The organism is Pseudomonas sp. BCA17 (genome assembly GCF_004519405.1).
In the GTDB taxonomy this organism is placed as follows: domain Bacteria; phylum Pseudomonadota; class Gammaproteobacteria; order Pseudomonadales; family Pseudomonadaceae; genus Aquipseudomonas.
In genome coordinates this window covers 143,537-167,751 of sequence record NZ_SGWI01000002.1, presented here as the reverse complement: position 1 = coordinate 167,751, position 24,215 = coordinate 143,537, and the positions used below count along the sequence as shown (strand labels likewise).

29 protein-coding genes are annotated in these 24,215 nt (G+C 60.8%); 6 read left to right on the top strand and 23 right to left on the bottom strand.

Translation table 11 applies throughout. The annotated features are described in order from the left end of the window. The first annotated feature begins 31 nt into the window (after nt 1–31). The 3 genes from EXW71_RS09630 to EXW71_RS09620 are packed head-to-tail and all read left to right on the top strand — an operon-like array spanning nt 32 to nt 2,630. Nucleotides 32–1,348, top strand: coding sequence for a serine hydroxymethyltransferase (locus EXW71_RS09630; RefSeq protein ID WP_256658208.1), 1,317 nt, complete (start codon nt 32–34; stop codon nt 1,346–1,348). 22 nt (nt 1,349–1,370) lie between these two features. Continuing rightward, entirely contained in the window at nt 1,371–1,988 is a 618-nt protein-coding gene (locus EXW71_RS09625) for a LysE family translocator (RefSeq protein WP_134658248.1), read from the top strand. A 48-nt stretch (nt 1,989–2,036) separates the two neighbouring features. Next, nucleotides 2,037–2,630: a LysE family translocator gene (locus EXW71_RS09620; protein WP_123714876.1), complete on the top strand. Its 594-nt coding sequence runs from the start codon at nt 2,037–2,039 to the stop codon at nt 2,628–2,630. Nucleotides 2,631–2,666: 36 nt separating this feature from the next. On the opposite strand, the gene EXW71_RS09615 is transcribed toward EXW71_RS09620, so the two are convergent. Genes EXW71_RS09615 through plsB form a run of 3 tightly spaced genes read right to left on the bottom strand, consistent with a single transcriptional unit; the run spans nt 2,667 to nt 6,338 of the window. Then, the gene (locus EXW71_RS09615) at nt 2,667–3,356 is read right to left on the bottom strand and encodes a DUF4197 domain-containing protein (RefSeq protein ID WP_134658246.1); all 690 of its coding nucleotides are present in this window, start codon (nt 3,354–3,356) and stop codon (nt 2,667–2,669) included. Nucleotides 3,357–3,379: 23 nt separating this feature from the next. Beyond that, nucleotides 3,380–3,781: a YbaY family lipoprotein gene (locus EXW71_RS09610; RefSeq protein ID WP_134658244.1), complete on the bottom strand. Its 402-nt coding sequence runs from the start codon at nt 3,779–3,781 to the stop codon at nt 3,380–3,382. 52 nt (nt 3,782–3,833) lie between these two features. Further along, the gene (gene plsB / locus EXW71_RS09605) at nt 3,834–6,338 is read right to left on the bottom strand and encodes a glycerol-3-phosphate 1-O-acyltransferase PlsB (RefSeq protein ID WP_123714879.1); all 2,505 of its coding nucleotides are present in this window, start codon (nt 6,336–6,338) and stop codon (nt 3,834–3,836) included. A 180-nt stretch (nt 6,339–6,518) separates the two neighbouring features. Between plsB and EXW71_RS09600 the strand changes: the two genes are divergently transcribed. Next, complete coding sequence (locus EXW71_RS09600; RefSeq protein ID WP_017844724.1) at nt 6,519–6,728, top strand: cold-shock protein; 210 nt, start codon at nt 6,519–6,521, stop codon at nt 6,726–6,728. Between the two features lie 76 nt (nt 6,729–6,804). On the opposite strand, the gene EXW71_RS09595 is transcribed toward EXW71_RS09600, so the two are convergent. The 4 genes from EXW71_RS09595 to EXW71_RS09580 all read right to left on the bottom strand — a co-directional run bounded on the left by EXW71_RS09595 (nt 6,805) and on the right by EXW71_RS09580 (nt 11,956). Continuing rightward, nucleotides 6,805–7,182 (bottom strand): hypothetical protein, encoded by a 378-nt coding sequence (locus EXW71_RS09595; protein WP_123714880.1) that lies wholly within the window; start codon nt 7,180–7,182, stop codon nt 6,805–6,807. A 54-nt stretch (nt 7,183–7,236) separates the two neighbouring features. After that, on the bottom strand, nt 7,237–8,046 hold the full coding sequence (locus EXW71_RS09590; RefSeq protein WP_134658242.1) for a putative RNA methyltransferase: 810 nt from the start codon (nt 8,044–8,046) through the stop codon (nt 7,237–7,239). Beyond that, the gene (gene dapE / locus EXW71_RS09585) at nt 8,046–9,197 is read right to left on the bottom strand and encodes a succinyl-diaminopimelate desuccinylase (RefSeq protein WP_123714882.1); all 1,152 of its coding nucleotides are present in this window, start codon (nt 9,195–9,197) and stop codon (nt 8,046–8,048) included. The genes EXW71_RS09590 and dapE overlap by 1 nt, the downstream gene beginning before the upstream one ends. A 167-nt stretch (nt 9,198–9,364) precedes the next feature. Further along, entirely contained in the window at nt 9,365–11,956 is a 2,592-nt protein-coding gene (locus EXW71_RS09580) for a glycosyltransferase (RefSeq protein WP_123714883.1), read from the bottom strand. A 217-nt stretch (nt 11,957–12,173) separates the two neighbouring features. Between EXW71_RS09580 and tcdA the strand changes: the two genes are divergently transcribed. Next, entirely contained in the window at nt 12,174–12,983 is an 810-nt protein-coding gene (gene tcdA, locus EXW71_RS09575; RefSeq protein WP_167665839.1) for a tRNA cyclic N6-threonylcarbamoyladenosine(37) synthase TcdA, read from the top strand. A gap of 93 nt (nt 12,984–13,076) precedes the next feature. On the opposite strand, the gene EXW71_RS09570 is transcribed toward tcdA, so the two are convergent. The 15 genes from EXW71_RS09570 to EXW71_RS09500 all read right to left on the bottom strand — a co-directional run bounded on the left by EXW71_RS09570 (nt 13,077) and on the right by EXW71_RS09500 (nt 22,726). Next, entirely contained in the window at nt 13,077–13,490 is a 414-nt protein-coding gene (locus EXW71_RS09570) for a SufE family protein (protein ID WP_134658238.1), read from the bottom strand. Continuing rightward, entirely contained in the window at nt 13,487–14,692 is a 1,206-nt protein-coding gene (locus EXW71_RS09565; protein ID WP_134658236.1) for an aminotransferase class V-fold PLP-dependent enzyme, read from the bottom strand. Before EXW71_RS09565 ends, EXW71_RS09570 begins: the two co-directional genes overlap by 4 nt. Before the next feature lie 69 nt (nt 14,693–14,761). Then, complete coding sequence (gene dapD / locus EXW71_RS09560) at nt 14,762–15,796, bottom strand: 2,3,4,5-tetrahydropyridine-2,6-dicarboxylate N-succinyltransferase (RefSeq protein ID WP_123714887.1); 1,035 nt, start codon at nt 15,794–15,796, stop codon at nt 14,762–14,764. A gap of 32 nt (nt 15,797–15,828) precedes the next feature. Further along, nucleotides 15,829–16,191, bottom strand: coding sequence for an ArsC family reductase (locus tag EXW71_RS09555; RefSeq protein WP_134658234.1), 363 nt, complete (start codon nt 16,189–16,191; stop codon nt 15,829–15,831). Nucleotides 16,192–16,241: 50 nt separating this feature from the next. After that, complete coding sequence (locus EXW71_RS09550; protein ID WP_134658232.1) at nt 16,242–17,345, bottom strand: phage integrase Arm DNA-binding domain-containing protein; 1,104 nt, start codon at nt 17,343–17,345, stop codon at nt 16,242–16,244. Next, nucleotides 17,326–17,568 carry an excisionase gene (locus EXW71_RS09545; RefSeq protein ID WP_123365804.1) on the bottom strand — a complete coding sequence of 81 codons (243 nt, stop codon included), beginning with the start codon at nt 17,566–17,568 and terminating at the stop codon, nt 17,326–17,328. The genes EXW71_RS09550 and EXW71_RS09545 overlap by 20 nt, the downstream gene beginning before the upstream one ends. Then, the gene (locus EXW71_RS09540) at nt 17,565–17,792 is read right to left on the bottom strand and encodes a hypothetical protein (protein WP_134658230.1); all 228 of its coding nucleotides are present in this window, start codon (nt 17,790–17,792) and stop codon (nt 17,565–17,567) included. Before EXW71_RS09540 ends, EXW71_RS09545 begins: the two co-directional genes overlap by 4 nt. Before the next feature lie 36 nt (nt 17,793–17,828). Then, nucleotides 17,829–18,077 carry a hypothetical protein gene (locus tag EXW71_RS09535; protein WP_003215376.1) on the bottom strand — a complete coding sequence of 83 codons (249 nt, stop codon included), beginning with the start codon at nt 18,075–18,077 and terminating at the stop codon, nt 17,829–17,831. A 63-nt stretch (nt 18,078–18,140) separates the two neighbouring features. Continuing rightward, nucleotides 18,141–18,476, bottom strand: a complete 336-nt coding sequence (locus EXW71_RS09530) for a hypothetical protein (RefSeq protein WP_134658228.1) — start codon at nt 18,474–18,476, stop codon at nt 18,141–18,143. A 49-nt stretch (nt 18,477–18,525) separates the two neighbouring features. Continuing rightward, entirely contained in the window at nt 18,526–18,927 is a 402-nt protein-coding gene (locus tag EXW71_RS09525; protein ID WP_134658225.1) for a hypothetical protein, read from the bottom strand. After that, nucleotides 18,924–19,313 (bottom strand): hypothetical protein, encoded by a 390-nt coding sequence (locus tag EXW71_RS09520; protein WP_134658223.1) that lies wholly within the window; start codon nt 19,311–19,313, stop codon nt 18,924–18,926. Before EXW71_RS09520 ends, EXW71_RS09525 begins: the two co-directional genes overlap by 4 nt. 46 nt (nt 19,314–19,359) lie before the next feature. Beyond that, complete coding sequence (locus tag EXW71_RS09515; RefSeq protein ID WP_134658221.1) at nt 19,360–19,821, bottom strand: hypothetical protein; 462 nt, start codon at nt 19,819–19,821, stop codon at nt 19,360–19,362. Beyond that, a complete protein-coding gene (locus EXW71_RS09510) occupies nt 19,818–20,129 on the bottom strand; it encodes a DUF4406 domain-containing protein (protein WP_134658219.1) in 312 nt (103 codons plus the stop codon). The genes EXW71_RS09515 and EXW71_RS09510 overlap by 4 nt, the downstream gene beginning before the upstream one ends. Before the next feature lie 44 nt (nt 20,130–20,173). Further along, nucleotides 20,174–21,859 carry a DNA cytosine methyltransferase gene (locus EXW71_RS09505; protein WP_134658217.1) on the bottom strand — a complete coding sequence of 562 codons (1,686 nt, stop codon included), beginning with the start codon at nt 21,857–21,859 and terminating at the stop codon, nt 20,174–20,176. Between the two features lie 9 nt (nt 21,860–21,868). Further along, entirely contained in the window at nt 21,869–22,726 is an 858-nt protein-coding gene (locus EXW71_RS09500; RefSeq protein WP_134658215.1) for a phosphoadenosine phosphosulfate reductase family protein, read from the bottom strand. Between the two features lie 83 nt (nt 22,727–22,809). Between EXW71_RS09500 and EXW71_RS09495 the strand changes: the two genes are divergently transcribed. Further along, nucleotides 22,810–23,298: a hypothetical protein gene (locus EXW71_RS09495; RefSeq protein ID WP_134658212.1), complete on the top strand. Its 489-nt coding sequence runs from the start codon at nt 22,810–22,812 to the stop codon at nt 23,296–23,298. 67 nt (nt 23,299–23,365) lie between these two features. Here the strand turns inward: EXW71_RS09495 and EXW71_RS09490 are convergent, their stop codons facing one another. Continuing rightward, nucleotides 23,366–24,181 carry a DUF2303 family protein gene (locus EXW71_RS09490; RefSeq protein ID WP_134658210.1) on the bottom strand — a complete coding sequence of 272 codons (816 nt, stop codon included), beginning with the start codon at nt 24,179–24,181 and terminating at the stop codon, nt 23,366–23,368. Nucleotides 24,182–24,215: the final 34 nt, after the last annotated feature.

Here is a 24,215-nt window from a genome sequence, read left to right as displayed (position 1 = left end):
ACACCGCAAATGCACCCACGGGATGATAGCTATGCACGATATTCACTGCTTGCAGCACGCCAATACATTACTCAAACAGGCGCAATCGCACGCTGCCATGGCTGATCTGGTTCGGGCGGCGGTGGTTCGTAACGAACAGTGGCGCGGGCAGCAGTGCATCAACCTTGTGGCCGCCGAGTCACCCACCAGCCCGTCCGTGCGCGCTCTGCTGTCCAGCGAGGTCGGCATGCGTGCTTCGGGTGGGCATATCGGGCGCGACAACCGGTTTTTCTCCGGCATGAAGAATATCGACGAGCTGGAATCGCTCTGCGTGGAATTATTGAAAATCACCTTGCGCGCCCAGCAAGCCGATCATCGCCTGATGGGCGGCATGGCAGCCGTACTGGCGGCGTACACGGCGCTGACCCGCCCCCAGGATAATGTCATGACCGTACCGGTGATCAGGGGAGGCGACACCAGCAATCGAACCAATGGCCCGCCCGGTGTGCGTGGGCTCAAGGTCTGGGACATTCCCTTCGTGCATAAGACGGCGGACATCGATCTCACGCGCTTTGGCGAAGTTGCCCAAACCCTGAAGCCTGCCGTGATTGGCCTGGGCATGACACTGACCCTGTTTCCTCTGCCGGTGGCGGATATCAAAGGCATCGTTTCACCCTGGGGTGGAAAGGTCTACTTCGACGCCGCCCACCAATTGGGCCTGATCAGTGCGGGGCTGTTCCAGGACCCGCTGGCGGAGGGGGCGGACCTGATGACCGGCTCTTCCGGAAAGACGTTCAGCGGTCCCCAGGGCGGTGTGATCCTGTGGAACGACGCTGCGTTGACTGCACCTGTGCATGAAGCGATTTTCCCTACCCTGACCGGTAGCCACCAAATCAACCGGGTGGCGGCACTCGCAGTGGCCGCCACCGAGATGCTGGAGTACGGGCAGGCCTACATGAAGCAGGTCGTGAGTAACGCGCAGACGCTGGCCATGCATCTGGATCGCAGGGGCGTGACCGCCTTTTACAGGGAGCAGGGCTACACCCGCACCCATCAGATTGTCATCGATTCAAAACCCTTTGCCAGCGGCCGTGAGGCGGCTCAGCGCCTGGAAGCGGCCAACATCATCGCCAACGAAATGCCGCTGCCGTGGGATACGGACCCCTACAAGGAATCGGGCATTCGACTGGGGACGGTCGAAGTCACCCGGTTGGGCATGAAAGAGCGGGAAATGGCGTGGATAGCCGATCAGATTGCCAAGGTGCTGCTGCATAAAGAGGACCCAATGGCGATCGCCAACGGTGTGATCGATTTCATGAAGAACTACAGAACGGTCTATTACTGCCATGAAAACGGGCTGCCTCGCTAAGTCATTCTCAAAGGAGACCCCTATGCCCGATACCGTCGTTTCCGTTTACCAGGCGACACTGACGTTTGCCGTCGCCGCCATCGCGTTGCTTGCCAGTCCCGGTCCGGCGACCCTGGCACTGGCGGCGAGCGGCGCCGCTTATGGCCTGAAACGTTCAGTTGAGTTTTTCATCGGCATTACGTTGGGCCTGGTGATTGCCATGACATTGGTAGCCTCGGGGCTGTATGTAGTGCTGCACAGCTTTCCGATAGTGGCGACGGTGCTGGCGGTCATTTCCATCCTTTATATTTTGTCGTTGGCTTATCGCATCGGCACTGCGCCGCCGATCAAGGATGAGCAGCCAATCGTCACTCCCGGCTGGAGCGCAGGGTTCGTGCTGGGCGCCGCGAACATCAAGGCGTATGCCGCGTTTGCCGCGCTACTGGGCAGTTTCACCCTGGGTACGTCGCCAGCCTGGGAACAAGCGACGAAGGCGCTGATCTGTCTGTTGGTCTGCGTGGTGTTCGACTTCCTGTGGTTGTTTGCGGGCAGCAAATTGCGCCGCTTGTTCATCCATCCCACTTGGAGCCGGGTACTTAACGTAAGCTTTGCGATTTTGATGATAGCGACGGTCGCCTGGTCATTCACGCTGACGCAGTAGGGCTATCGGTGGAAAGGCGTTTGATCATTTCCGACCGGGGATAAACTCATGTTTGGGACCGTTTCTGCATTGGTGTTGTTGCTGGTAGTGCCTGGCCCGACCAACACCCTGTTGTTGCGCGCCGGAGTGTTGTTTGGCTTTGCCGCTTCCTGGCGCCTGGCGTATATCGAATGCGTGGCTTATCTGCTTCAGGTATCGGTGTGGGGCGGTGCGCTGCTTTACCTGTCAACCTGGTCGCCGTGGGCGATTAAAGCGACGCAACTGGCTGCTGCCTGCTACCTGTTGTTTCTTTCCTGCACCTTGTGGCAGCGCAAGAACAGCGTGGTCGGCCCAAGCCCCGACCGTTTTTCGGGACGGTCTTTCTTTTTGCTGACAGTGATGAACCCCAAGGGCTTGTTGATCGTTTCATTTATCGCGCCGATGGATGCCTTCGTTACCTTGCAGGGGTATGCGGCCTTCATGAGTACGCTGGCGTTGGTCATCATTCCGGTGGGGTCGGCGTGGATTCTGTTCGGTAGCCGGATTACCGGGGTAAACAAGACCTGGATGACGCCGCTGAGGATCAACCGTGTTACTTCGATCGCCGTTGGCTGCTTTTCCACGCTGATGTTGGGCCGCCTGGCTGATTCGGTCATTCATTAGATCGCTCCCCATTGCAGGGAGCGATCCGTCCAGGCTTTACAGTGCGCCGAAGACCTTCTTCGCCAAACTGGTGGCCGCCGCCGCCGGGTTCTTGCGGATGGTTTCTTCCTGCTGCGCGATCATCTTGAACAGCCCGTCCAGCGCCTGTTCGGTCACATAGCTTTCAACGTTGGCACTTTTGGCATCGAGCGCGCCGAAGGCTGCGGCCTTGCCGGCCAGGGCGTTGTACTGCTGGGCTACGCCCACCTTGTCGGTAGCGGCCTTGACGATCGGCAGGAACTTGGCGCGGATCTGGTCACGGCTGCTTTTGTTCAGGTATTGAGTCGCCGAATCCTGGCCGCCGGTGAGGATGCCTTTGGCGTCGGTCACGCTCATGTTCTTCACCGCATTGACCAGGATCGGTTGCGCCTGGGTCACGGCCGTTTCAGCCGCTTTGTTCATGCTGTCTTCCAGTTGGGTGACCTGGTCACCCATGCCGAACATTTTCAGCTTGTCGGCGACTTTGCCGAGTTTGCCCGGCAGGCCGATCTTCACTTCGGGGTTGTTGCTGAAACCGCCGGGCACGCCCAGCTGTTTCACGGCGATCTGTGCGCCTTGGGTCAGTGCGTCCTTGAGGCCGCCGTTGGCGTCACCCTGAGACAGGCTGCCAAGGTCGAGCGCCATGGCGTTGGCACCGAGCAGGAGGCCGGCACACAGGGCGGTAAGGCGAAGGGAGTTACGGAGCATGGACGCTTCCTTGAGTTCGTGAATCAGTGGGCGACCGCATCAACACGCAGGCGCAGCGGTGGTTGAGCCTGGCCGTTGAGCTGTACGGAGTGCCGTTCGGTGGTGACAAACAGTAGCTTGCCATCCAGTTCGATGCGAGCGCTGACCGAGTAACTGTGACCCGGCTTGACTTGCGCAGGGTCGTAGCTCAGGTGAAAGGGCAGCGGTACCTGGCCTTTGACCGGGCCTTTCTGTTCGGCGAGCGTCACGGCCGGGGCGTCCATCAGGGACACGTCTTGCAGGCTCACGCTCAAAGTGGCCGCAGGCGGCAGGGCAATGCGTTGCAGGTAGAACACTTCGCCGTCGAGGCTGGCCTTGGGGGCTGGGGTCATGGACTGGCAAGCTCCGAGCAGGGCGGTCAGGCCCAGGAGGATGATTTTTTTCACGGTGCAGCTCCTTTTCAACGGCGCCGGAAACCCTCCCGGCGCCTGATTCAATCTAGCGGGTTTCTTGAGGTTCGACCGCTGCCTCGGCCGCGCCATCAACCCGATGCAGCGCCACTTGCCGGATCGACAAGCGAATCTCTGCCGGTAGCACGCGTTTCGCTGCGCCTTCGGCCAACTCGCCAAGCAGGTCGTGGTAACTCAATTTACCGGCCTCGTCACGGCGCAGCACATCTTGCTCCAGCAATGTCTGGATAAAATGTCGGAAAAGGCTCTTGTCGAAGAATTCCGGAGCGTTCAGGCCATGCAGGATCGACAGGCGCTGGGCCATGATCGTGCACAGGTCTTCCAGTTCTTCGGCGCTGATGCTGTTCTGGCCGCTGTTGAGCAGCAGCGAGATGGCCATGTAGAAACGCTGCAGGGTCTGGGCAATGCTCTTGGACAGCAGCGTAAGCAATACAAAGTGCCGTGAACTCGGGGCCGGGCGCAGGTACACATCGTTCTCGAAGCGCAGCAGGCCCTGTTCCACAAATGCTTGCAGCCATTGGTCGACGACCGTGTCCAGCTCTTCCAGCGACCAGCGGATAAACAGCTCCGATTGCAGGTAGGGGTAGAGCGCGCGGGTGTAGCGCAGGATCTGCTCGCGGTTCATCCGCGAGCTGCTCTGGAAGAAACTCGCCAGCAGCGCCGGCAGGGCAAAAATGTGCAGCACGTTGTTGCGGTAGTAGGTCATCAGGACGGCGTTCTGCTCATCCAGGTACAGGATCTTACCCAGAGCGTCGCTTTGTTCCGACAGCAGGTCCATGTCCTTGACGTGCTTGATCAGCGCCAGTCCGTCGCCTTCGGGCAAGGTGGTATGAGGCGAGTAGGGCACGCGGCGCAGCAGCGCCAGGTACAGGTCCAACTGGCGTGCCATGGCTTGTTCGTCCAGGGCCAGGCGCGTGGTGGACAGCAGTGCCAGGGCTACCAGGTTTACCGGATTCACCGCCGCGGCTTCGTTCAAGTGGCGCGCCACCTGTTCGCCGAGGCGGTTGGTGGTCTCATTGAGCCACGCCGGTTTGTAGTTCGGGCCCAATTCCTGGGCGCGCCAGTCCGGTTGCTCGGCGTCGAGAAACTCGGCCAGCTTGATCGGCTCGCCGAAGTTGACGGCGACCTGGCCAAAGCGCTGCTTGAGCGCGCCGACCACTTTGAAAATATCGAAGATCGATTCTTTCTTCTTGCTTGCACCGCGCAATTCACCGAGGTAGGTGCGGCCTTCGAGCACGCGCTCATAGCCGATGTACACCGGCACGAACACGATCGGCATGCGTGAAGAGCGCAAGAAGCTGCGCAGGGTGATCGCCAGCATCCCGGTCTTCGGTTGCAGCATGCGTCCGGTGCGCGAGCGTCCGCCTTCAACGAAGTACTCCACCGGGAAGCCTTTGGTGAACAAGGTGTGCAGGTATTCGTTGAACACCGAGGTGTACAGCGGGTTGCCCTTGAAGGTGCGGCGCATGAAAAACGCACCGCCACGGCGCAACAGGCTGCCGATCACCGGCATGTTCAGGTTGATACCGGCGGCGATGTGCGGCGGGGTCAGGCCGTTCTTGAACAGCAGGTACGACAGCAGCAGGTAGTCGATATGGCTGCGGTGGCAAGGTACGTAGATGACCTCGTAGCCCTGGGCAACCTTTTGCACGCCCTCGATGTTGTTGACCTTGATGCCGTCGTAGATCTTGTTCCAGAACCAGCTGAGCACCACTTCGAGGAAGCGGATCGCGGTGTAGGTGTAGTCCGAGGCGATTTCGTTGCCGTAGCGCAGGGCTTGCGCCTTGGCTTTTTCCGGGGAGATTTTTTCCCGTTCGGCTTCTTCGGCAATGGCTTGGCGTACCAAGGGCATATTGACCAGGCCCTTCACCAGGTTGCGGCGGTGGGACAGGTCGGGGCCGATCACGGCGGTCTTCAGGTTACGAAAGTGCACACGCAGGATGCGTTGAGCCATGCGCACGGTACGTTCGTGGCCTTTATTGTGCTCGATCAATTCACGCAGGTTGATTGGCGCAGAGAATTGCACACGGGTCTTGCGACCGAGGATCAGGATGCTCAACAACCGGCGCAGACGCCCGGTGACTGCCCAACTGTCGGCAAACAGCAGTTTCCACGGGCTGGACTCGCTCTCGGGCGATTGGCCCCAGAACACGCTGACCGGAATGATTTGTGCATTCTCTTCGGCGTGTTCGCTCAGGGTATTGACCAGGCGGGTCAGGGTCGGCGGCGCGCCGCGCTTGTCCTGGCGGCCAAGCCAGTCGGGGTCCGGCGTCAGGTAGAAGAACGCGGCAGGTTCCATCAGTGGGCCTACCGATACCGGCAGCACCGGACGCGGCAGACCGGCTTTGGTGCACTCGGCGTCAACCACGGCCAATTCGGTGAGGGAAGGCGATTGCAGGACGTAGAACACCGGCCGGCTGCGGTCGAGGTTGAGGGTTAGGGACGACTGGTTGATCGTCTCCGAGCGAACCCAGAGGTACAACAGTCGGCGCAAGGTGCCAAACACCAGACGGCGGAACGGGGAGCGGGTCATAGGCGTGCTGCTTCAAGTGGAAAAAACCGAGCAGTTGCTCGGGCGGGTAGTGTGCCGTATTCGCCGAAAATCGGCAAAAAGCGGCTAAATAAACTTGAGTTGAAGCTTTTTGAACCTGCCATATACTCGGCAGTTCCATGCGGCTGACTCAACAATAAAAAGCATGTGGGAGAAAAACAGATGACAACGCGCGAAACCGGCAATGTGAAGTGGTTCAACGATGCAAAGGGCTATGGTTTTATCCAACGCGAAGATGGCAAGGATGTGTTTGTGCACTACCGCGCTATTCGTGGTGAAGGCCACCGCTCCCTGGCTGAAGGCCAGCAGGTGGAATATGCGGTGGTGAGCGGCGAGAAAGGTTTGCAGGCGGAGGATGTGGTCGGCCTGTAGGCCGAGCTGCAAGTTTGGAGCGGCAAGCTGCAAGTGCTTTGACTTGCCGCTTGCCGTTCGAAGCTTGCAGCTGTCTTTAAGCCGTCCTCCAGGTGATCTGCTCTTCACCGTCCGCGCTGATGCGAATCCAGGTGTCGGCGCTTTCTTCACCTTCCTCTTCGACCCAGGTACCCGGTGCACAGCGCACTTCCACGTTCAGCGCGGCAAAGGCTGCGCGGGCGCAGGCGATGTCGTCGTCCCATGGCGTCTGGTCGCTCTCCAGGTACAGGCTGTTCCACTTGCCCACGGCCTTGGGCAGCCAGGTAACTGGTACATTGCCGGCTTTGCACTTGTAGGTCTGGCCTTTCTGGACCCAGTCGGTGCACGGGCCCAGGGCGGCGCCCAGCCAGGCGGCGATGGCCTTGTGGTCGACGTCGGCGTCCTTCAGGTAAATCTCGATATCAGGTTGGCGCATGGATATTCCTCGTTGCGGGATTCGAAAATCCATTCGCGGATACTTAAAAGTCGGTTATTGAAGCACGAAATAATCGTAGCGCATCGACACGGTTACCAGCAGCGGCTCGGCCGCCTCGATCACCTGTGCGCGGCGCTCGGCGCTGGCGCGCCAGCCGTGGGGCGTCATGGCCAGCAGATTGGCGCGGTCCCTGGGCTCGGCCAGGCTCAGGCTGTACGTCAGGGTTTCGCTGTGTGCCAGGCTCATGCCCGCCGGCACCAGGGCCAGATGCTTGTCGTCGGTGTACTCGCGCACTTCGTCGTACAGGCGCTCGCGCAGCTCCATCAAGTGGCCGCTGGTCGGGCCGACTTTCATCAGGCCGCCGCCAGGGCTGAGCAAGCGTTTGGCTTCCTGCCAGTCCAACGGGCTGAACACGCTGGCGAGGAACTGGCAACTGGCGTCGGCCAGCGGCACGCGGGCCATGCTGGCGATCAACCAGGTCAGTGCCGGGTTGCGCTTGCAGGCACGCTTGACCGCTTCCTTGGAGATATCCAGCGCATAACCGTCGGCATGGGGCAGGGCCTCAGCCATTTGCGCGGTGTAGTAACCCTCGCCGCAACCGATGTCCACCCAGCGCTGTGGAGCACGTTCGGCGGCCAGCTCGGCCAGGCGCCTGGCCACCGGCGCGTAGTGCCCGGCATTGAGGAAGTCGCGGCGCGCCTCGACCATCGCCAGGTTGTCGCCGGGGTCGCGGCTGTTCTTGTGCTGCACAGGCAGCAGGTTCAGGTAACCCTGGCGCGCGCGGTCGAAGCGGTGCCCGGCCGGGCATACCACGCCATTGTCCACCGCGTTGAGCGGTGCGCTGCAAATGGGGCAGGCGAGCATCAGGCGAGCAACTTGATCAGGGTCTGGTAATAGATTTCGGTCAGCACATCGAGGTCACTGGCCAGGATGCGCTCGTTGACCTGGTGAATGGTGGCGTTGACCGGACCCAGTTCGACGACTTGTGTGCCGAGCGTCGCAATGAAGCGACCGTCCGAAGTGCCACCACTGGTGGACGCCTTGGTTTCGCGCCCGGTAATCGCCTTGATGCTGGCGGACACCGCATCCAGCAGTGCACCCGGTTCGGTCAGGAACGGCAGGCCCGACAAGGCCCAGTCCACATGCCAGTCCAGAGCGTGCTTGTCGAGGATTGCCGCAACGCGCTGTTGCAAGCCTTCGACGGTGGACTCGGTGGAGAAGCGGAAGTTGAACACTGCCGTCAGCTCACCTGGGATCACGTTGGTGGCACCGGTGCCGGAATTGAGGTTGGAAATCTGGAAGCTGGTCGGTGGGAAAAATGCGTTGCCGTCATCCCAATGCTCGGCGGCCAATTCGGCCAGGGCCGGAGCCGCCAGGTGAATCGGGTTCTTCGCCAGGTGCGGGTACGCCACGTGACCTTGCACACCGCGTACGGTGAGGGTTGCGCCGAGGGAGCCACGACGACCGTTCTTGACCACATCGCCCACCAGCGTGGTGCTCGACGGCTCGCCGACGATGCACCAGTCCAGGCGCTCCTTGCGTGCCGCCAGGCGTTCGATCACGGCTTTGGTGCCGTGGTGCGCCGGGCCTTCTTCGTCACTGGTGATCAGGAAGGCCACCGAGCCCTTGTGGTCCGGGTAGTCGGCGACGAAACGCTCTGATGCCACCAGCATGGCCGCCAGGCTGCCTTTCATGTCCGCCGCGCCACGGCCGCACAGCATGCCGTTTTCGTCGATCAGTGCATCGAACGGATCATTCTGCCAGGCCTGCACCGGACCGGTCGGCACCACATCGGTGTGGCCGGCAAAACACAGCACCGGGCCGTCGTGCTTGCCATGGGTGGCCCAGAAGTTATCCACGTCTTCAATGCGCATCGGCTCAAGCTTGAAACCGGCGTCGCCCAGGCGCTGCATCATCAGCTTCTGACAGTCGGCATCGACCGGCGTGACCGAGGGGCGACGGATCAGGTCGATAGCGAGTTGAAGGGTCGGCGAAAGGTCGGCATGGGCCGTCATGGGAAAACTCCGGAAAGCATGTAATGGGTGCTGGGCGAATGTGGAATACAAATCTTGAAACGGCGCAGATCCAATCTGGCGGCGAGCTTGCCTGGTCCAACAAAATGGCCGTTATCTTATAGCAAAACGGCGGCCAGAGGCCGCCGTTTAGTGCTTTGCGCAAGTTTTTACGCGGCAGGCGCGGGTTCCGGTTCCGGCGCAGGTTTTGGCAACGAAGACAGGAAAGCCATGATCAAGGCCGCCACATACGGCAGCGACTGCACCAGCAGCATCACCACCCAGAAGCGCATGTCATTGCTCGGCAGGCCCTGCACCAGGTAGATCCCCAGCGCCGCGCCCCACAAGAGCAGCATGATGAACATCTCTTCGCGTGCTTCCGAGATTGCGACCCAGAAGCCGTGGTTATCCGCGTTTTTCGGTGTGCGAAAGAACGGAATACTGGTGGTGAAGAAACCATACAGCACCGCCTTGGCGATGGTGTGGGACAGCGCCAGGCCAGCGAGGGCGGCGCAGAACGCGTCCTTGAGGTTCACACCCACCGCACGGCGGTAGAGGAAGATGATCTTGCCGACCTTGAACACGAACAACGCCAACGGCGGGATCGCGAAAATCAGCAACGGTGGGTCGACCCGCGTTGGTACGATGATCATCGCTGCGGACCACAGCAGCGCGCCGACGGTGAAGAAGATGTTCATGCCGTCCGCCACCCACGGCAACCAGCCCGCGAGGAAGTGGTAGCGCTGGCCACGGGTCAGCTCGGTGTCCTTGCCGCGCAAGAGACTGGCGGTGTGGCGCTTGATGATCTGGATCGCGCCATAGGCCCAGCGGAAACGCTGTTTCTTGAAGTCGATGAAGGTGTCCGGCATCAGGCCCTTGCCGTAGCTGTCGTGGTAATACGCCGCCGACAGCCCTTTCTCGAACACGCGCAAGCCCAGTTCCGCGTCTTCACAGATGCACCAGTCGGCCCAGCCCAGCTCTTCGAGCACCGAGCGGCGGGTCATGGTCATGGTGCCGTGCTGGATGATCGCGTCACGGTCGTTACGGGTAACCATGCCGATATGGAAGAAGCCCTTGTATTCCGCATAGCAGAGCTTCTTGAAGGTGCTTTCGTTCTGGTCGCGGTAATCCTGTGGCGATTGCACCACGGCGATTTTCGGGTCGGCGAAGTGCGGCACCATGTGCTTGAGCCAGTTCGGCGACACGCAGTAGTCCGAGTCGATCACCGCGATCACTTCGGCGTCCTTGGCGGTGTGCGGGATCAGGTAGTTCAGTGCACCGCCCTTGAAACCGGCCAGGGGCGAGACATGGAAGAACTTGAAGCGCGGGCCGAGGGTTTCGCAGTAATCGCGCACCGGTTCCCACACGGCCGGGTCTTTGGTGTTGTTGTCGATGATCAGGACTTCGTAGTCCGGGTAATCGAGGGCGGCCAGGGCGTCGAGGGTCTGTTTGACCATCTCCGGTGGCTCGTTGTAGCAAGGCACATGGATCGATACTTTCGGGCGGTAGTCCGAATCCCCCTCCACCGGCAGAAATTCACGCCGACGCTTGTGGGTCCATACCGCTTCCGCCAGTTCGTGGGCCTCGGTCAGCAACACGATAAACACGCCGAGGGCGCCGAGTGCCAGCAAGATACCGACGGTCACGCTGAACCAGGTGCTGTATTGCTGGCTGTAGTCGTAGCCGATCCATACCAGCACCGAACCGCACAGGAACGCGATAAAGGTCAGGAAGGTACGGCCGCGCTGGCGCAAGGCCGAGCCATCGATCATCAGCAGGGTGAGGGACAGCAGCGCAAGCACCACCGAGCCGATAGCCAGTACGCGCCATTGCGGGATTGCGACGACGGGGCCTTCAAAGTTGAATTTTTGCTGGCGTGCGGCGTTATAAACGCCCCAATAGGCGCCCGCCGAACCTTCGTCGCTGACTTTCCACGGCTGATCGAATGCCTCGATCACGAAGTAGTTGTAGCCTTGGCGGTTCAGCTTGTTCACCAGTGTGCGCAGGTAGATGGCCTGGTCTGCCGGGGACGTTTCGTTACCGCCGCGCATGCGTCCGTTACTCGGCCAGCCAACCTCCGACAGCAGCAGCGGTTTTTTCGGGAACAGTTTCTTCAGGTCCCGGGCACGGTCGAGTACGTACTGGCCGGCCTTGTCCATCGGAATAAATTCCCAGAAAGGCAGGATGTGCGCGGCGATCAGGTCGACGTGCTTGGCCAGTTGCGGGTTCTTTTCCCAGATGTGCCATTGCTCGGAGGTCGTCACCGGCACTTTCACGGCGGCGCGTACCCGGTCCAGCAACGCAATCAGTGCTTGCGGGGTGATCTCTTCGCGGAACAATGCCTCGTTACCGACCACTACGCGCACGACACTGCGTGAGCTATTGGCGATCTCGATGGCGCGCTGGATTTCGCGTTCGTTACGCTCCAGGTCCGGGCTGATCCAGATCCCCAGTGTCACGCGCAGGCCGAACTCTTCGGCCAGCTTGGGGATGTCCCCCAGGGTGCCATCGACCGAGTAAGTACGGATGTTGTCCGTCAGCTTGCTCATGATCGCCAGGTCCTGACGCATCTGGTCGTCGGTCGGATACTGGTCTTTCTGTGGGAACTGGCCTTGCTGGAACGGCGAGTAAGAGAACCCTGAGATCTGTTCAGGCCAGTTGGGGGTAGTGACCGGGCGGTTGATCAGCGCCCAGAAGCCGGTGAACAGCGCGGCAATTGCCAGCACTACCACCAGGTTGAGTCCAAATTTACGCGATGACATGGCGGTTTCGGGTTCCAAAGGGTGTGGAACGAAAAGAGGTGTCGGCCAACGCCGAACGGCGCGCATCCTACACTGGCACTTCCCTGAGCGTATAGCAGACAGAGAAAAGCCGGACATTAGTCAGCGAAAGACCCTCTAAGTTCTTTACTTGTAGCTTGTCGCTTCGAACTTGTCGCTTCGTAGTCCATAATGCGCGCCGGTTTTTGGGGTAATGGTCATGAGTACAGAAGATCCGCGGTTTGCAGGCGTCGCCCGCTTGTATGGCATTGAGGGCCTGGAGCGCTTGAAGGCGGCCCATGTGGCAATCGTCGGCGTCGGCGGCGTGGGCTCCTGGGCGGCGGAAGCCATGGCCCGCTGCGGGGTGGGCGAAATATCGCTGTTTGACCTGGACGATGTCTGCGTGAGTAACAGCAACCGCCAGTTGCATGCCTTGGACAGCACTGTGGGCAAGCCCAAGGTCGAAGTGATGGCCGAGCGCCTGCGCGGTATCAACCCCGACTGCAGGGTGCATGCGGTGGCCGACTTCGTGACTCGCGACACCATGGCCGAATACATCACAGTGGATATCGATTGCGTGATCGACTGCATCGACGCCGTCAACGCCAAGGCAGCGCTGATTGCCTGGTGCAAGCGTCGCAAGATCCAGATCATCACCACCGGTGGCGCCGGCGGACAGATCGACCCGACGTTGATCCAGGTGTGCGATTTGAACCGTACATTCAACGATCCGCTGGCCTCGAAAGTACGCTCCACCTTGCGTCGCGACTATGGTTTCTCGCGTACCGTGACTCGCCATTACAGCGTGCCCTGCGTGTTTTCCACCGAGCAACTGCGCTATCCCAAGCCGGATGGGAGCATCTGTCTGCAGAAGAGTTTCGTGGGGGATGGGGTAAAGCTGGACTGCGCCGGTGGGTTTGGCGCGGTGATGATGGTCACCGCCACGTTCGGCATGGTGGCGGCGACCAAGGCGGTGGATAAGATCGTGGCCGGGGTGCGCCGGCCTTCCGAGCGGGTCAAGCCCACCTGAATCTCAGAACGTTTGTAGGAGCGAGCAAGCTTGCTCCTACAGGCGGTGGCTTACGCTTAATTGAAGAGTATTAGGGCAAGCCCACTCCCACATTCAGTTTTGTGTTCGGCTCAATTCGCGCATGCGCTGTAAGACGGCATTGAGGCCGTTGCTACGAGACGGCGACAACTGTCGGGAAAGCCCGAGCTGATTGAACCAGTCAGGCAAGTCGACCGTCTGCAATTGAGCAGCCGGCAGCCCATTGACCCGCACCAGCAGCAATGCCACCAAGCCACGAATCATCCGCGCGTCGCTGCTCGCGGCAAACTGCCAATGGCCGTCCTCCAAACGGCCCACCAACCACACCAGGCTTTCACAGCCCTGCACCAGGTTGGCGTCGACCTTATCCTCATCTGCCAATGCGGGCAGCCGCTCGCCCCATTGCATCAGCATGCGGGCGCGCTGTTCCCAGCTGCCTACTGACTGAAAGGCTTGCAGCGCTGCAAGCGCATCGGTCGGCATGCTCATCGCAACATATCCAGTGCCTGGTCCAACGCATCAAAAAAGCGCTCCAGATCATCAGAGTCGTTGTACAGCGCCAGGGACACACGGATCGCCCCGGATAAGTGCATCGCCTTGAGCAGCGGCATCGCGCAATGATGCCCGGCGCGCACGGCAATACCTTGCTCGGTCAGCAGGTGAGCCAGATCGGCGTTATGGACGCCGTCCACCACAAAGCTCACCAGCGCCACCTGCGGCGAACCGAGCACTCGCACGCCGTTTCGCGCTTTCAACCCGCGCAACAGGTAGTCATGCAACGCGGCTTCATGGGCGAGCACTGCCTGTTGATCCAACGAACTCAGGTAATCCAGGCTGGCGCCCAGGCCGATCACGCCGGCAATCGGTGGCGTGCCCGCTTCAAAGCCCAGCGGCGCGCTGCGAAAGCTGGCGCTGTGGTAGTCCGCCTGTTGCACCATCTCGCCACCGAACTGCCAGTGACGCAGGTGATGGAGGGCTTCGTTGCGGCCAAACAACACGCCGACACCGTCCGGACCGTACAGCTTGTGGCTGGAGAATACGTAAAAGTCGCAGCCCAGCGCCTGCACGTCATGGCGGCCATGGACGATACCTTGGGCACCATCCACCACGGTCAACGCACCGTGCGTGTTGGCGAGTGCCAGCAAGGCTTGCAGCGGCTGCCAGACGCCGAGCACGTTGGACAGTTGGCTTACCGCCAGCAGCCGCGTACGTGGGCCGATCAGTTCGGCGGCGGCTTGCAGGTCGATGACGCCCTCATCGCCCAGCGGCAACACCACCAGCGTGAGTGCACGGCGTTTGGCCAGTTGCTGCCAGGGCAGCAGGTTGGCGTGGTGTTCCAGGGCGCTGATGACAATCTCATCGCCGGCAGTGAATAAATGCTCAAGGCCATAGGCCAGGAGGTTCAGCGCAGACGTCGCGCCGTGGGTAAATACGATTTGCCCGCTGTCACCTGCGTTCAGCCACTGCGCGACTTTGCTGCGACTGTCTTCGAAAGCCTGGGTCGCATGGGCGCCCGGCAAATGCTGGGCGCGGTGCACATTGGCTGCGCCGTTGGCGTAGTAATGGCTGATGGCATCCAGTAAGGCCTGGGGTTTTTGTGTCGTGGCGGCGTTGTCCAGATAGGTCTGGTCTTGCCGTTGCAGGGCGGCGATGGCCGGGAAATCGGCGCGCCAGGGAGAGGGCACAAGCATGGTGTTCAAGACTCGTATAAGCGAGCCGCAACCCGCAGGTGCGGCCCGCTAGGGGCATCGAGTGGCTGCTTAGTTGTGAGCGTGCAGCGCTTCGTTCAGTTCGACGGCCGACTTGTGGGTTTTGCACTCCACGGCACCGGTCTCGGAATTGCGGCGGAACAGCAGGTCCGACTGGCCGGCCAGTTCGCGTGCCTTGACCACCTTGACCAGTTGGTTCTGCTCGTCCAACAGGGCAACCTTGGTACCGGCGGTCACGTACAGGCCCGATTCCACGGTGTTGCGGTCACCCAACGGGATGCCGATACCGGCGTTGGCGCCGATCAAGCAACCTTCGCCGACCTTGATCACGATGTTGCCGCCACCCGACAGGGTACCCATGGTCGAGCAACCGCCGCCCAGGTCCGAGCCTTTGCCGACGAATACGCCTGCCGAGACACGGCCTTCGATCATGCCCGGGCCTTCGGTGCCGGCGTTGAAGTTGACGAAACCTTCGTGCATCACGGTGGTGCCTTCGCCCACGTAGGCGCCCAGGCGCAGACGTGCCGCATCAGCGATACGCACGCCGCTCGGCACCACGTAGTCGGTCATTTTCGGGAACTTGTCCACCGAGAATACTTCCAGCAGCTCGCCACGCAGGCGCGCTTCCAGTTGGCGTTCGGCCAGTTCGTTGATGTCGATGGCGCCCTGGCTGGTCCAGGCCACGTTCGGCAACTGTGGGAACACGCCCGCCAGGTTCAGACCATGGGGCTTGACCAGGCGGTGGGACAGCAGGTGCAGCTTGAGGTAAGCCTCAGGCGTCGATGTCAGCGCAGCGTCTTCGGCCAGCAGGGTGGCGACCAGCGGGGTGTGGCTTTCCGCCAGGCGGTTGAGCAGCGCGGCTTGGGCAGCGTCGACATTCTTGAGTGCATCAGCCAGCTGCAGCGCCTGGTTGATGGTAAAGGGGATGGCCTGGTTGCCTTCGGTGTAACCCAGGATCGGCGCGATGGCGGCGACGATTTCGGCCGATGGGTTGAGCAGCGGCTGTGCGTAAAACACTTCCAGCCAGGCGCCTTGACGGTTCTGGGTGCCGACGCCGAAGCCCAGGCTGAACAGGGAATTGGACATGCTGTTACCTCTACAAAAATGGAAGGGCTGGCCTACTTCAGGGCCGCCGAATAACTATCTGGCTTGAAGCCAATCAGGGTTCTGTCTCCGAGATCCAGCACCGGGCGCTTGATCATCGAGGGTTGTGCGAGCATCAATTCAATGGCTTTCGACTGATCGAGATCGGCTTTGCGTTCGTCTTCGAGTTTGCGAAAGGTGGTGCCCGCACGGTTCAAAACCACCTGCCAACCGTGCTCGTTGCACCATTGGGTCAAGTGTTCGCGGTCGATACCGGCCGTTTTGTAATCGTGGAACTCATAGCTCACCCCGTGCTCGTCGAGCCAGGTGCGGGCTTTTTTCATGGTGTCGCAGGCTTTGATGCCGTAAAGCTGTAACTGCTTGATTTCCTTGGGCATAAAATCCTCCCCAAAACTTCCCCAATATCGCCCAAAAATTCAGCCGTCGATTATGCCACGTCGATCCACTCAGCGCCTCGGCTGTCGCGGTACAGATCGGTCATTGTGGCCGAACGGTGACCGAGTAGTTTCTGGGCGTCACGGCCTTCAAGCTCATGAAGGCGTGCAGCCAGCGAGCGTTGTTCGTGAAAGGACGGTGGCTGGCGCCCAAAACTTATACCCAGCTTCGCGCCGGCCTTGTCGCGCGCTTCGGCAAATGCAGAGCTCAGCGTGTCCAGCACCAATGGCTGGCCAGCCTTTGCGCGGCCCGAAGCTTGTGCATGGTGCACCAGGTGTTGTGACAGAACGCGGTCGCGGCATTGCTTAATTACGGTGGACAGATCCAGGCCGACCGACTCGAGGCGAAGCGCGGTGCTGATACGCAGCCTGGCCCCGGTCTTGGACTGAACGACATGAAGGAAGCCGTCGTGCACGTCCTTGAAAAGCATCGAGGCTATATCGTCCCGGCGCTGGCCAGTCAGCACCGCCAGCTCCATTGCCCTGCGAAGCCATGGTTTCTTGGCTTCCTCATAGATTGCCTTCCACAGTTCCAGCGTCAGCCGTTCGCGCTTGATGCTCACCCGCGCGGCCTTGGTCACTTCGACCGGGTTGGCGTCTGCCCACCCCCGCGCCTGAGCCTCGGCGAACACGTCTCGCAACAGCGAACGCATTGCCCTGGCCATCTGCGCCTTTCCCTCTTTGGCCATACCAGTCAGGTAATCAGCCACATCCATCGTTGTGATGTCCTTAATCCCCTTGGAGCCGAATACCGCCGTCAGTCGGTTTATCCGCATGCCTACGTTTTTATTGCTGCTGGCTGACAACTTCCGCTCAGCGAACAGCTCGCGGTACTCGTCCAGCCATTCCGAGAACAATTTTCCAGGCGCTGGCGCCGGCGTACTGATGCGTTCTGCAAGCGTTGGCTTGATCGCGTCTGCGTGGTTGGCGGCGACGGCCTCACGGATCGCCGCCTCCTTGTCCTTGCCCAGGCCGAATACGCGACCACTGACCGGATCGCGGTAGGTGTAATAAGTGACGCCGTTGCGGGCGTCAGTCTTGCGGTAGAGATTGGGCGGAAGATCCTTTGACCCGGTGTTACGCGGCCTGGGCGCCATTGCGTGCTCTCTCTATTCTGCTGATCAGGCTCCCGCCGACGATACGTACGGGCTGCTGATCAGGTTCTTGGTAGTGGGCGTCGGACTCTACATAGTAGTTGCGCCCGTGCTTGACCGGTACCGGCGCGATTCGGCCCTCTCGAGCCCATTTGCGCAGGGTGTTGGGGCTTGGCGGCGTCTTGAACTCGGCCGCCGCCCATTCATCCAGGGTGACTTTGCTCATGGGTTGCTCCCGCCGGCCGCCGTGGGCCGCGCTGTCTTGATGATTTGAATTGCCAGGGCGAAGCTGATCAGCAGCCAGGCACAGGTGCCAGCGAAGGCGTAGAGCAGTGCCTCGGTGGTTCCCGTGCCCACAAGGTCTGGGCCGGCCCAAAAGAACCAGCCGAGTGTTCCTACCAGGTACAGCAAAGCGCCCAGCAGGATCAGGGTGAGTTTCGTTGCGAACATGGGGTGTCCTTGCCGCGCTGGGCGGCAGAAGGTGGGTTAGGAGGGGAGCAGGCCTTTGGCCTTCGCTTCTGCCAGGCACTGCGCTCGGAACTGCCGAGCGGACTCCGTGGCCTGCTGCTTCGTGGATGCCTTCCAGGTCGGACCGATTTGCACAAACTTCCCGCGTAGCTTTCCGCACCAGTGATTGACGAAGTTGCCGTTTTCGATCTGGCTGATGATTCCAGCGGTGGCTTTCGGCGCTGTCGCGTAATCGACCAGTTTTTGTTCGTACGTTAATTCGGGCATAGGAATACCTCGCCCGCCGCTCACCGGCAGGCATGTAGGGGGATTGGGGTTAGGGCTAAAGGCTTACGGTTTCCAGCTTTTGCCGACGCGAAAAACCATCATGAGGTTGTGATGGAGGGGGACTTTGAGAACGTGGTCGAAGAACTCGCCTTTTCCAGAGATGAATCCGGTAGGCACCTTGTTTCCTGCGATCCCGAATTCTCGCCAGCATTCCTCGCCACCGTTCTCGTCCCAGTAGGCGCGTTCGCGTTTGGGGATCTCGTCGTAGGTTTTCACGAACACAGAGTGATCCGGGATATCACAGATCCGGCGCCAGGCGGGATGGCGCTTGCACCAGTCGACGGCCTGCTGAGAGGCTTGCTCGGCAGAGTAAAATTCTTTGGTATTTTGTTCGGTCATGGCCTTGGCCCCTTGTAGATGAAGGCGTAGGCGAACCAGAGGGTGGCGATCATGGCGTCACCGGCTTGATATGGCTGTCGATCCATTTCCGCATCCGCTGCCAGCGCTGCTCTGGAGTTTCGTTCCACCCACATTCGTCGTTCTCGAACACGACTTCGGCGGCCATGGCTGGCGCAATTCCGAAAGCTTCCGACACCGTCTCTCGGCAATGCGCATCGATGGTGCTCATGTCCACACCGCGCTTTGCACCGAGAACGCCGAGGGTGCAGAACTGGCCGTCTGCTTCGAGCGTGTCTGCCACCAGGCGCTTTTCAGGCATGGCGTCCAGAGCATCGCGCAACTCGACCAGGAAAGCCTGTCCGCGCTTTCCCCTGAGCGCCGAATTCACAGCGCCCCGCCAGCAGATCAGATCCCACCCACCACAATCGTCGCTGTATCCGCTCCGGCTCATGACCCTCTCCCGATTTCAGCTGCGGCTTCGACGATTGCGCGGCGAGTTGCCCCGAACGGATCGGCGTGGTGGTACATGGTGTGTTCGCCGAAGCGCTCAGCATCCACGTAGGTATACGGCCCGGTGTCGCCGTCGAATGGCTCGACTATGTGGATGGCTACGCCCAGGCGCTCCATGCGGCCCATGACCACCGCCAAGCGCAGCGCATCCCCGTCATTGATGAGCGGGTTCCAGTGTCCACGGACGCCCGACTTGCCAGCCAGCCGGAAAGGCCACTTAGGATCGCTGCAAGTGCACGGTTCGATATCGATGCGGGCGGAGTGCGCGGCCTGAATGAGTAGCTTGCGATCAGCTGCAGCCAGGTCTTGTTTGTTTTCTTCAGGCATGACTTCGTCCTTGCCGCTATAGCGGCTGACTTTGAAGGGGGAGGAATTACAGAGAGGGGTTGAGGCGTTTCAGCTCGTCGATGCAGGAATTCCAGCCCGATGCGTAATGCGATTCGGTGCATACACCATCGTCGCCCGGCTGGCGCTCAGGCAGAACCACCGATACCGGCGCGGGATGCTCGGCGTGGTCGAACATCGCCTTGTATTCAAAGCCTTGATCTTCCCAGGATTCGACCACATCCCATTCCTGCGTGAAGTGATTGATCGCGTTCCCGCGCGTCTGCACCCAGCCGTACGGCTCATGGTTTTCTGTCTTTCCGCACTTGGTACATGTCAGAGTGAACTCGCCGTCGTCAGTCCATTCTTGCGAGCAGGGTCCAGGCTTATCCAGCGGGTCGCGCAACTCGATCACCTGCTTATCTGTGTCGAATCGCACTCGCTGAGCATCGAGAAAAGCCTTGTCCAGCAGCTCACGCGGCACGCCGTCAATCGTTTGGTTGGCGGTCATATAGCCTCCCTCGTTACCAGGTCATGGGCATTCACAACCGTCATGCCGAGGCGTTCGGCGATCAGGACTTCCAGACGGGCGCCCTTTGAATGCTCCCAGCCGGGCAGGGTGGCCACGGTGTCGCAGTCCATCAGGGCGGCAATGTCGCGGCGCATGCAGTCGTTCCAGGTGCCGCCGTCGGGGTTGATCTCGGCAGGGTTGGTGACTGTGTGGCCGCCGGCGCGCAGGTTGGTGGTCATCGCGTGGAAGGCGGCGAAGTTGAGGCCGGGCAGGCCGGTCATGGGGCCGCTTAGGTAAATCCGTTTCACGGGGAGTCCTTGCCGGGCCATGCCGGGCGGTGGAGTGGGGGAGTTCAGAGTTGTTGCAGAAGGCGCCGGCCGATCCAGCGAACCACGGTGACGGCCTTGCTGTTGCCGATCGCCTTGTAGCGGGGTCCGTCCGGGCACTCACTGGCTGGCTTGCCGCGCCAGGGGATCTGGGTGTAATCGTCGGCCATGCCCTGAAGGCGTTCGCACTCGCGGGGAGTGAGTCGACGGACAGAACTGGTGGAAGACACAACGTTGGGGCCCAGGGATGAGTCTGTGTTGTCGACTTGCTTGCCGTAGTTGCTGGTCAAGGTCTGGGCTACGTCGCGGCATGCGACTATCGGCTGCCCGCGGCCTGTTCCGTCCTCACTCCCATCGAACCCTTCAGCTTTCAGCGTATGGGTGATGTCGCCGGTGATGCAGACGGCGATCTGGCCGCCTGCGTTGGCGTGGCTACCCGAGTGATTCATGGCGCGCAGGGTGGGGGCGATCTCCCCAGCGTCGGCGCCGTGATCCTTGCAGGAGAAGGCCAGCACAGCGTTTTCCTGGCCGTTGTTTCGGCCCAGGGCAAAGGCGAGCTTGTCGCTGATGCCAGGGTCTTGCGTGCCGTGCACGACCAGCAGGCCCGATTCGGCATCCTGCTGAGTGGCGCTTCCGGCCGCCTTGCCACTGGCCTGCAGTGTGCCAGCCACGATGAATGCTTCAGAGTCGGCTCGGTGGCTGCTTTGTGCTTGGGCGCGAAGTGTCGGGGCAGTGATTGGAATGTCGTCGAGCGAGTACCCTCCGGACTTGCGTCCGCCGCCAGCGAGTGTCGGCGCCACGAAGAACGTTTCGCTTTCCACGTCCAGGCGGGTGTCCTTCGCGGTAAGCGTGGCGGATCGCTCAACTGATCCTTCCAGGCCGTGACCGCCGAACGCCGGTATCCCGCCGAACATTGACACCGCCGGCCCTTCATCGCCTTCGCAGTTCGGGCAGCCGTATTGGCCTAGGGATTCAGCGAAGACGGATCCACATCCGCACTGGAGTGCAGGGCCGAAAGGAGCTGTTCCGGTAACGTCTTGCCCCTCGCCTCGGCGCGGCGCAGTATCCCGGCGCACGCCTTCGCGCTCAAAAAGTACCTCGGTGGGATCGAACCCGTCTCGAGCACTTGCGACAACGAACACACGACGGCGTCGTTGGGCCAGGCCGAAATATTGGGCGTCCAGGACCCGCCACGCGATTGTTCTTTTGGGTCCATACACACAACCAGCGTCCTGCCATTTCTTCCCTGGAGGCTGCAGCTCGCAGTCTTCCCCAGCAAGCGCGCCAAGAAAGCATCCGAAGGCGTTCCCTTTGTCGCTGAGGACGCCGGGGACGTTTTCCCAGACGATGACGCTGGCGGGCTTTCGCTGGCCGGCGCGAACATAGTCAACTGCATCTGCAAGCTCCACGTATTTGATGGTGAGGGCGCCGCGTGGGTCGGTGAGGCCTTCCCGCATACCGGCAACGCTGAAGGCCTGGCACGGGGTGCCGCCGACCAGCACGTCCGGCGCCGGGATCTTTCCGGCCCGCACCAGGGCGGCCAGCTTGGTCATGTCGCCGTGGTTCGGCACGTCGGGGTAGTGGTGGGCCAGGACCGCCGAGGGGAACGGTTCGATCTCGGCGAACCAGGCGGCGCGCATGCCCAGCGGGTGCCAGGCCTGTGTCGCGGCTTCGATGCCGCTGCACACAGAGCCGTAGGTGATATCGGGCATAGGGGATCCTCAGTCGCCGCAGAAGCAGTCGATTGCCTCGTCGTGATCGGCGAACATGTCGAATTGGGTATCGGAGTAGTCGAGCATCTGCTGGTAGCTCGGGCGGTCAGTGCGGAATCTGGCCCCGTCACCGGTGAACTTGCCGCCGGACACCACTGAGCTCTCCATGCGCGCCCACCACTCGGCCTTGGGCCGGTCGCTGGCGATGATCGAATAGACCTGCTTGGCGCCTTTGAGGAAGCAAAGGTCGCAGTTGCCTTCCAGCGTTCTGCCGTTGATGGTGGGTAGCATCAGGTCGAAGGGTTGGCCGGCCCAGAAGTCGGTCACGTCCTGGACGCCGACACCAGCGTCAGCCAGCGGCATCACCATCGTGGCCCACTTGCTTTCGCTGGTACTTTTTCGGTGCCTGATCTTCACCACCCGGCGCGGCTCGTCGGCGCGAATGCCGGTCATCATGTCCACCGGCGCTTCCTCGGTCGAAAGGCCCAGGCTGCGGAGATACTTGTGGATGATGCGGATCTTGAGGTCGATGGTGCAGAACCTGGTCACAGGGTTGGGCAGGTACTTGCGTTTGCGGATCAGGGCTTCGAACGGTTCGCCCTGGCGGCTGGCAGTGACGTAATCCACTACCGAATATCCTGCGTCATCGTCGCGAAACTCCAGCCAGACAATCGGCACGGCCCAGCGCTCGGCGCATTCCCGAACGAACTCCAGAGTGGCCGGGTGTTCCTTTCCGGTATTGGCGAAGGTGACGACCAGATCGCTCAGGTCTTCGTTGTTGTCCAGCACCTGGCGCAGCATGTAGGCGCTGGTGCGTCCGCCGGAAAAGCTGACGACCGTCGTCCCGGACAATTTGTAGGGAGGCATAGGGGATCCTCGCCGGCTGGCGTGATTCGTTGATATGGGGTATTACGGGTGACCGGCATGGAGCCGGATCAAGGAGAAGGTTCATGCAGAAGCTGATAATCGCGCCGTTATTGCTGCTGGCGTCAGTCAACTGTTTTGCAGACCTGAAAGTGAGCAGCCCGTCTCAAGCATGTTCGTTGCTGTCTGGATCTTCACTGTCTGGCGGAACGTGGCGCGATCTAGAAGATGGGACTTGGGGGTGCTCAAGTGATTACCTGGATATCGGCTCTGGAAATCCATTACCGAACAACCTTGCGTATTACGTGGAGGGAAGCGTCGTCTCGCCTACCCAGGTTTATCTCGTGCTGAACTACTTCAAACCAAAATCAAAGGATGCTGCAACGAAAGCACTGGTTTCGGCATCAAGCGTCCTTTCTCAAAAGGCATTGGGAGCGAAACTTCCTGTCGTCATCACGAAGGCTATTATGTCGGGGCAGCCGGCGACGTCCGAAGCTGGCTCGGGAGTAATTAATGTTCTTCGCGATGATTGGCCGAATGGTAAAGGGTATGAAATTCACGTTCTCATGAAGTAGGCGCCGCCCTCCGGTGACCGGATGCAGCGAGTAGGGTGGGAGGCAGGCCGGTCTCCCGGCCTGATTGTTACTTCGGATCGAACGCGCCCAGCGACAGGACGGCAGCCTCGCCGATTTTTTCCTGAAGAACCGCCTTGAACTCCTGCGCGATGTCTTCGCGTTGAACCTCTTCACCAACCCAGCGCAGTTTCAGCACTGGTTGCGAGCCGCTGGTGATGACCGACAGGCGCAGCGTGATGACTTGTTCGGTCAGACCCTCGAACGGGATGGTGCTGAACTGCAGGGAGACCGGCAGGGTTTCTTTGCTGCGGGCCTCGATTTGGTCCATCGCGCTGCGGCTGGCGCCGGTCTCGCCAACTGTGGTTTCCGATTCGCTGGAAGCCTTGATGGTGATGGTGCGCACGGCGGCGATTGCCTTGGCCACCGGGATTGGGTCGCCTGCCTCATCAACTGGGGTGAGGTACTGATGCCAGTCTTCGATCCAATCGCTGAGGTCTTTCTGGCTGATGCCGCGCCCGCCGATTTGCTGGGCGGCGGTGTAGCCGGCGGTTGGCTTCAGCTTGAGCACGGCGCGGTCATCGGCGTGGCCGGGTTCGCCGGTGGTGCCCAGGTTGAACAGCAGGACACAGCTCATTGCGTCTTGGTCAATAAAGCCCCGCGCGCCAAGCGCTGCACGCTCAACCACGTAGGCGCTGAAGTCTGCCAGCGAGTGGGTGCTGTAGGTGCCACGGAAGCGGCTGCGCCCGTCCTGGAAGCGTTCCAGATCGACTATTTTCGCATCTTCCGACAGCACCACAGTCGGGATCAGCGTCGCCAGAGTCTTGCCGGCGGCGTCCAGGGCATTCGCGTTGATGAGCTGAAGTGCATCTTTGGTAAGTGACATCGGTTATTTCCTTGGATTGCGGAGGGGAGGGTGG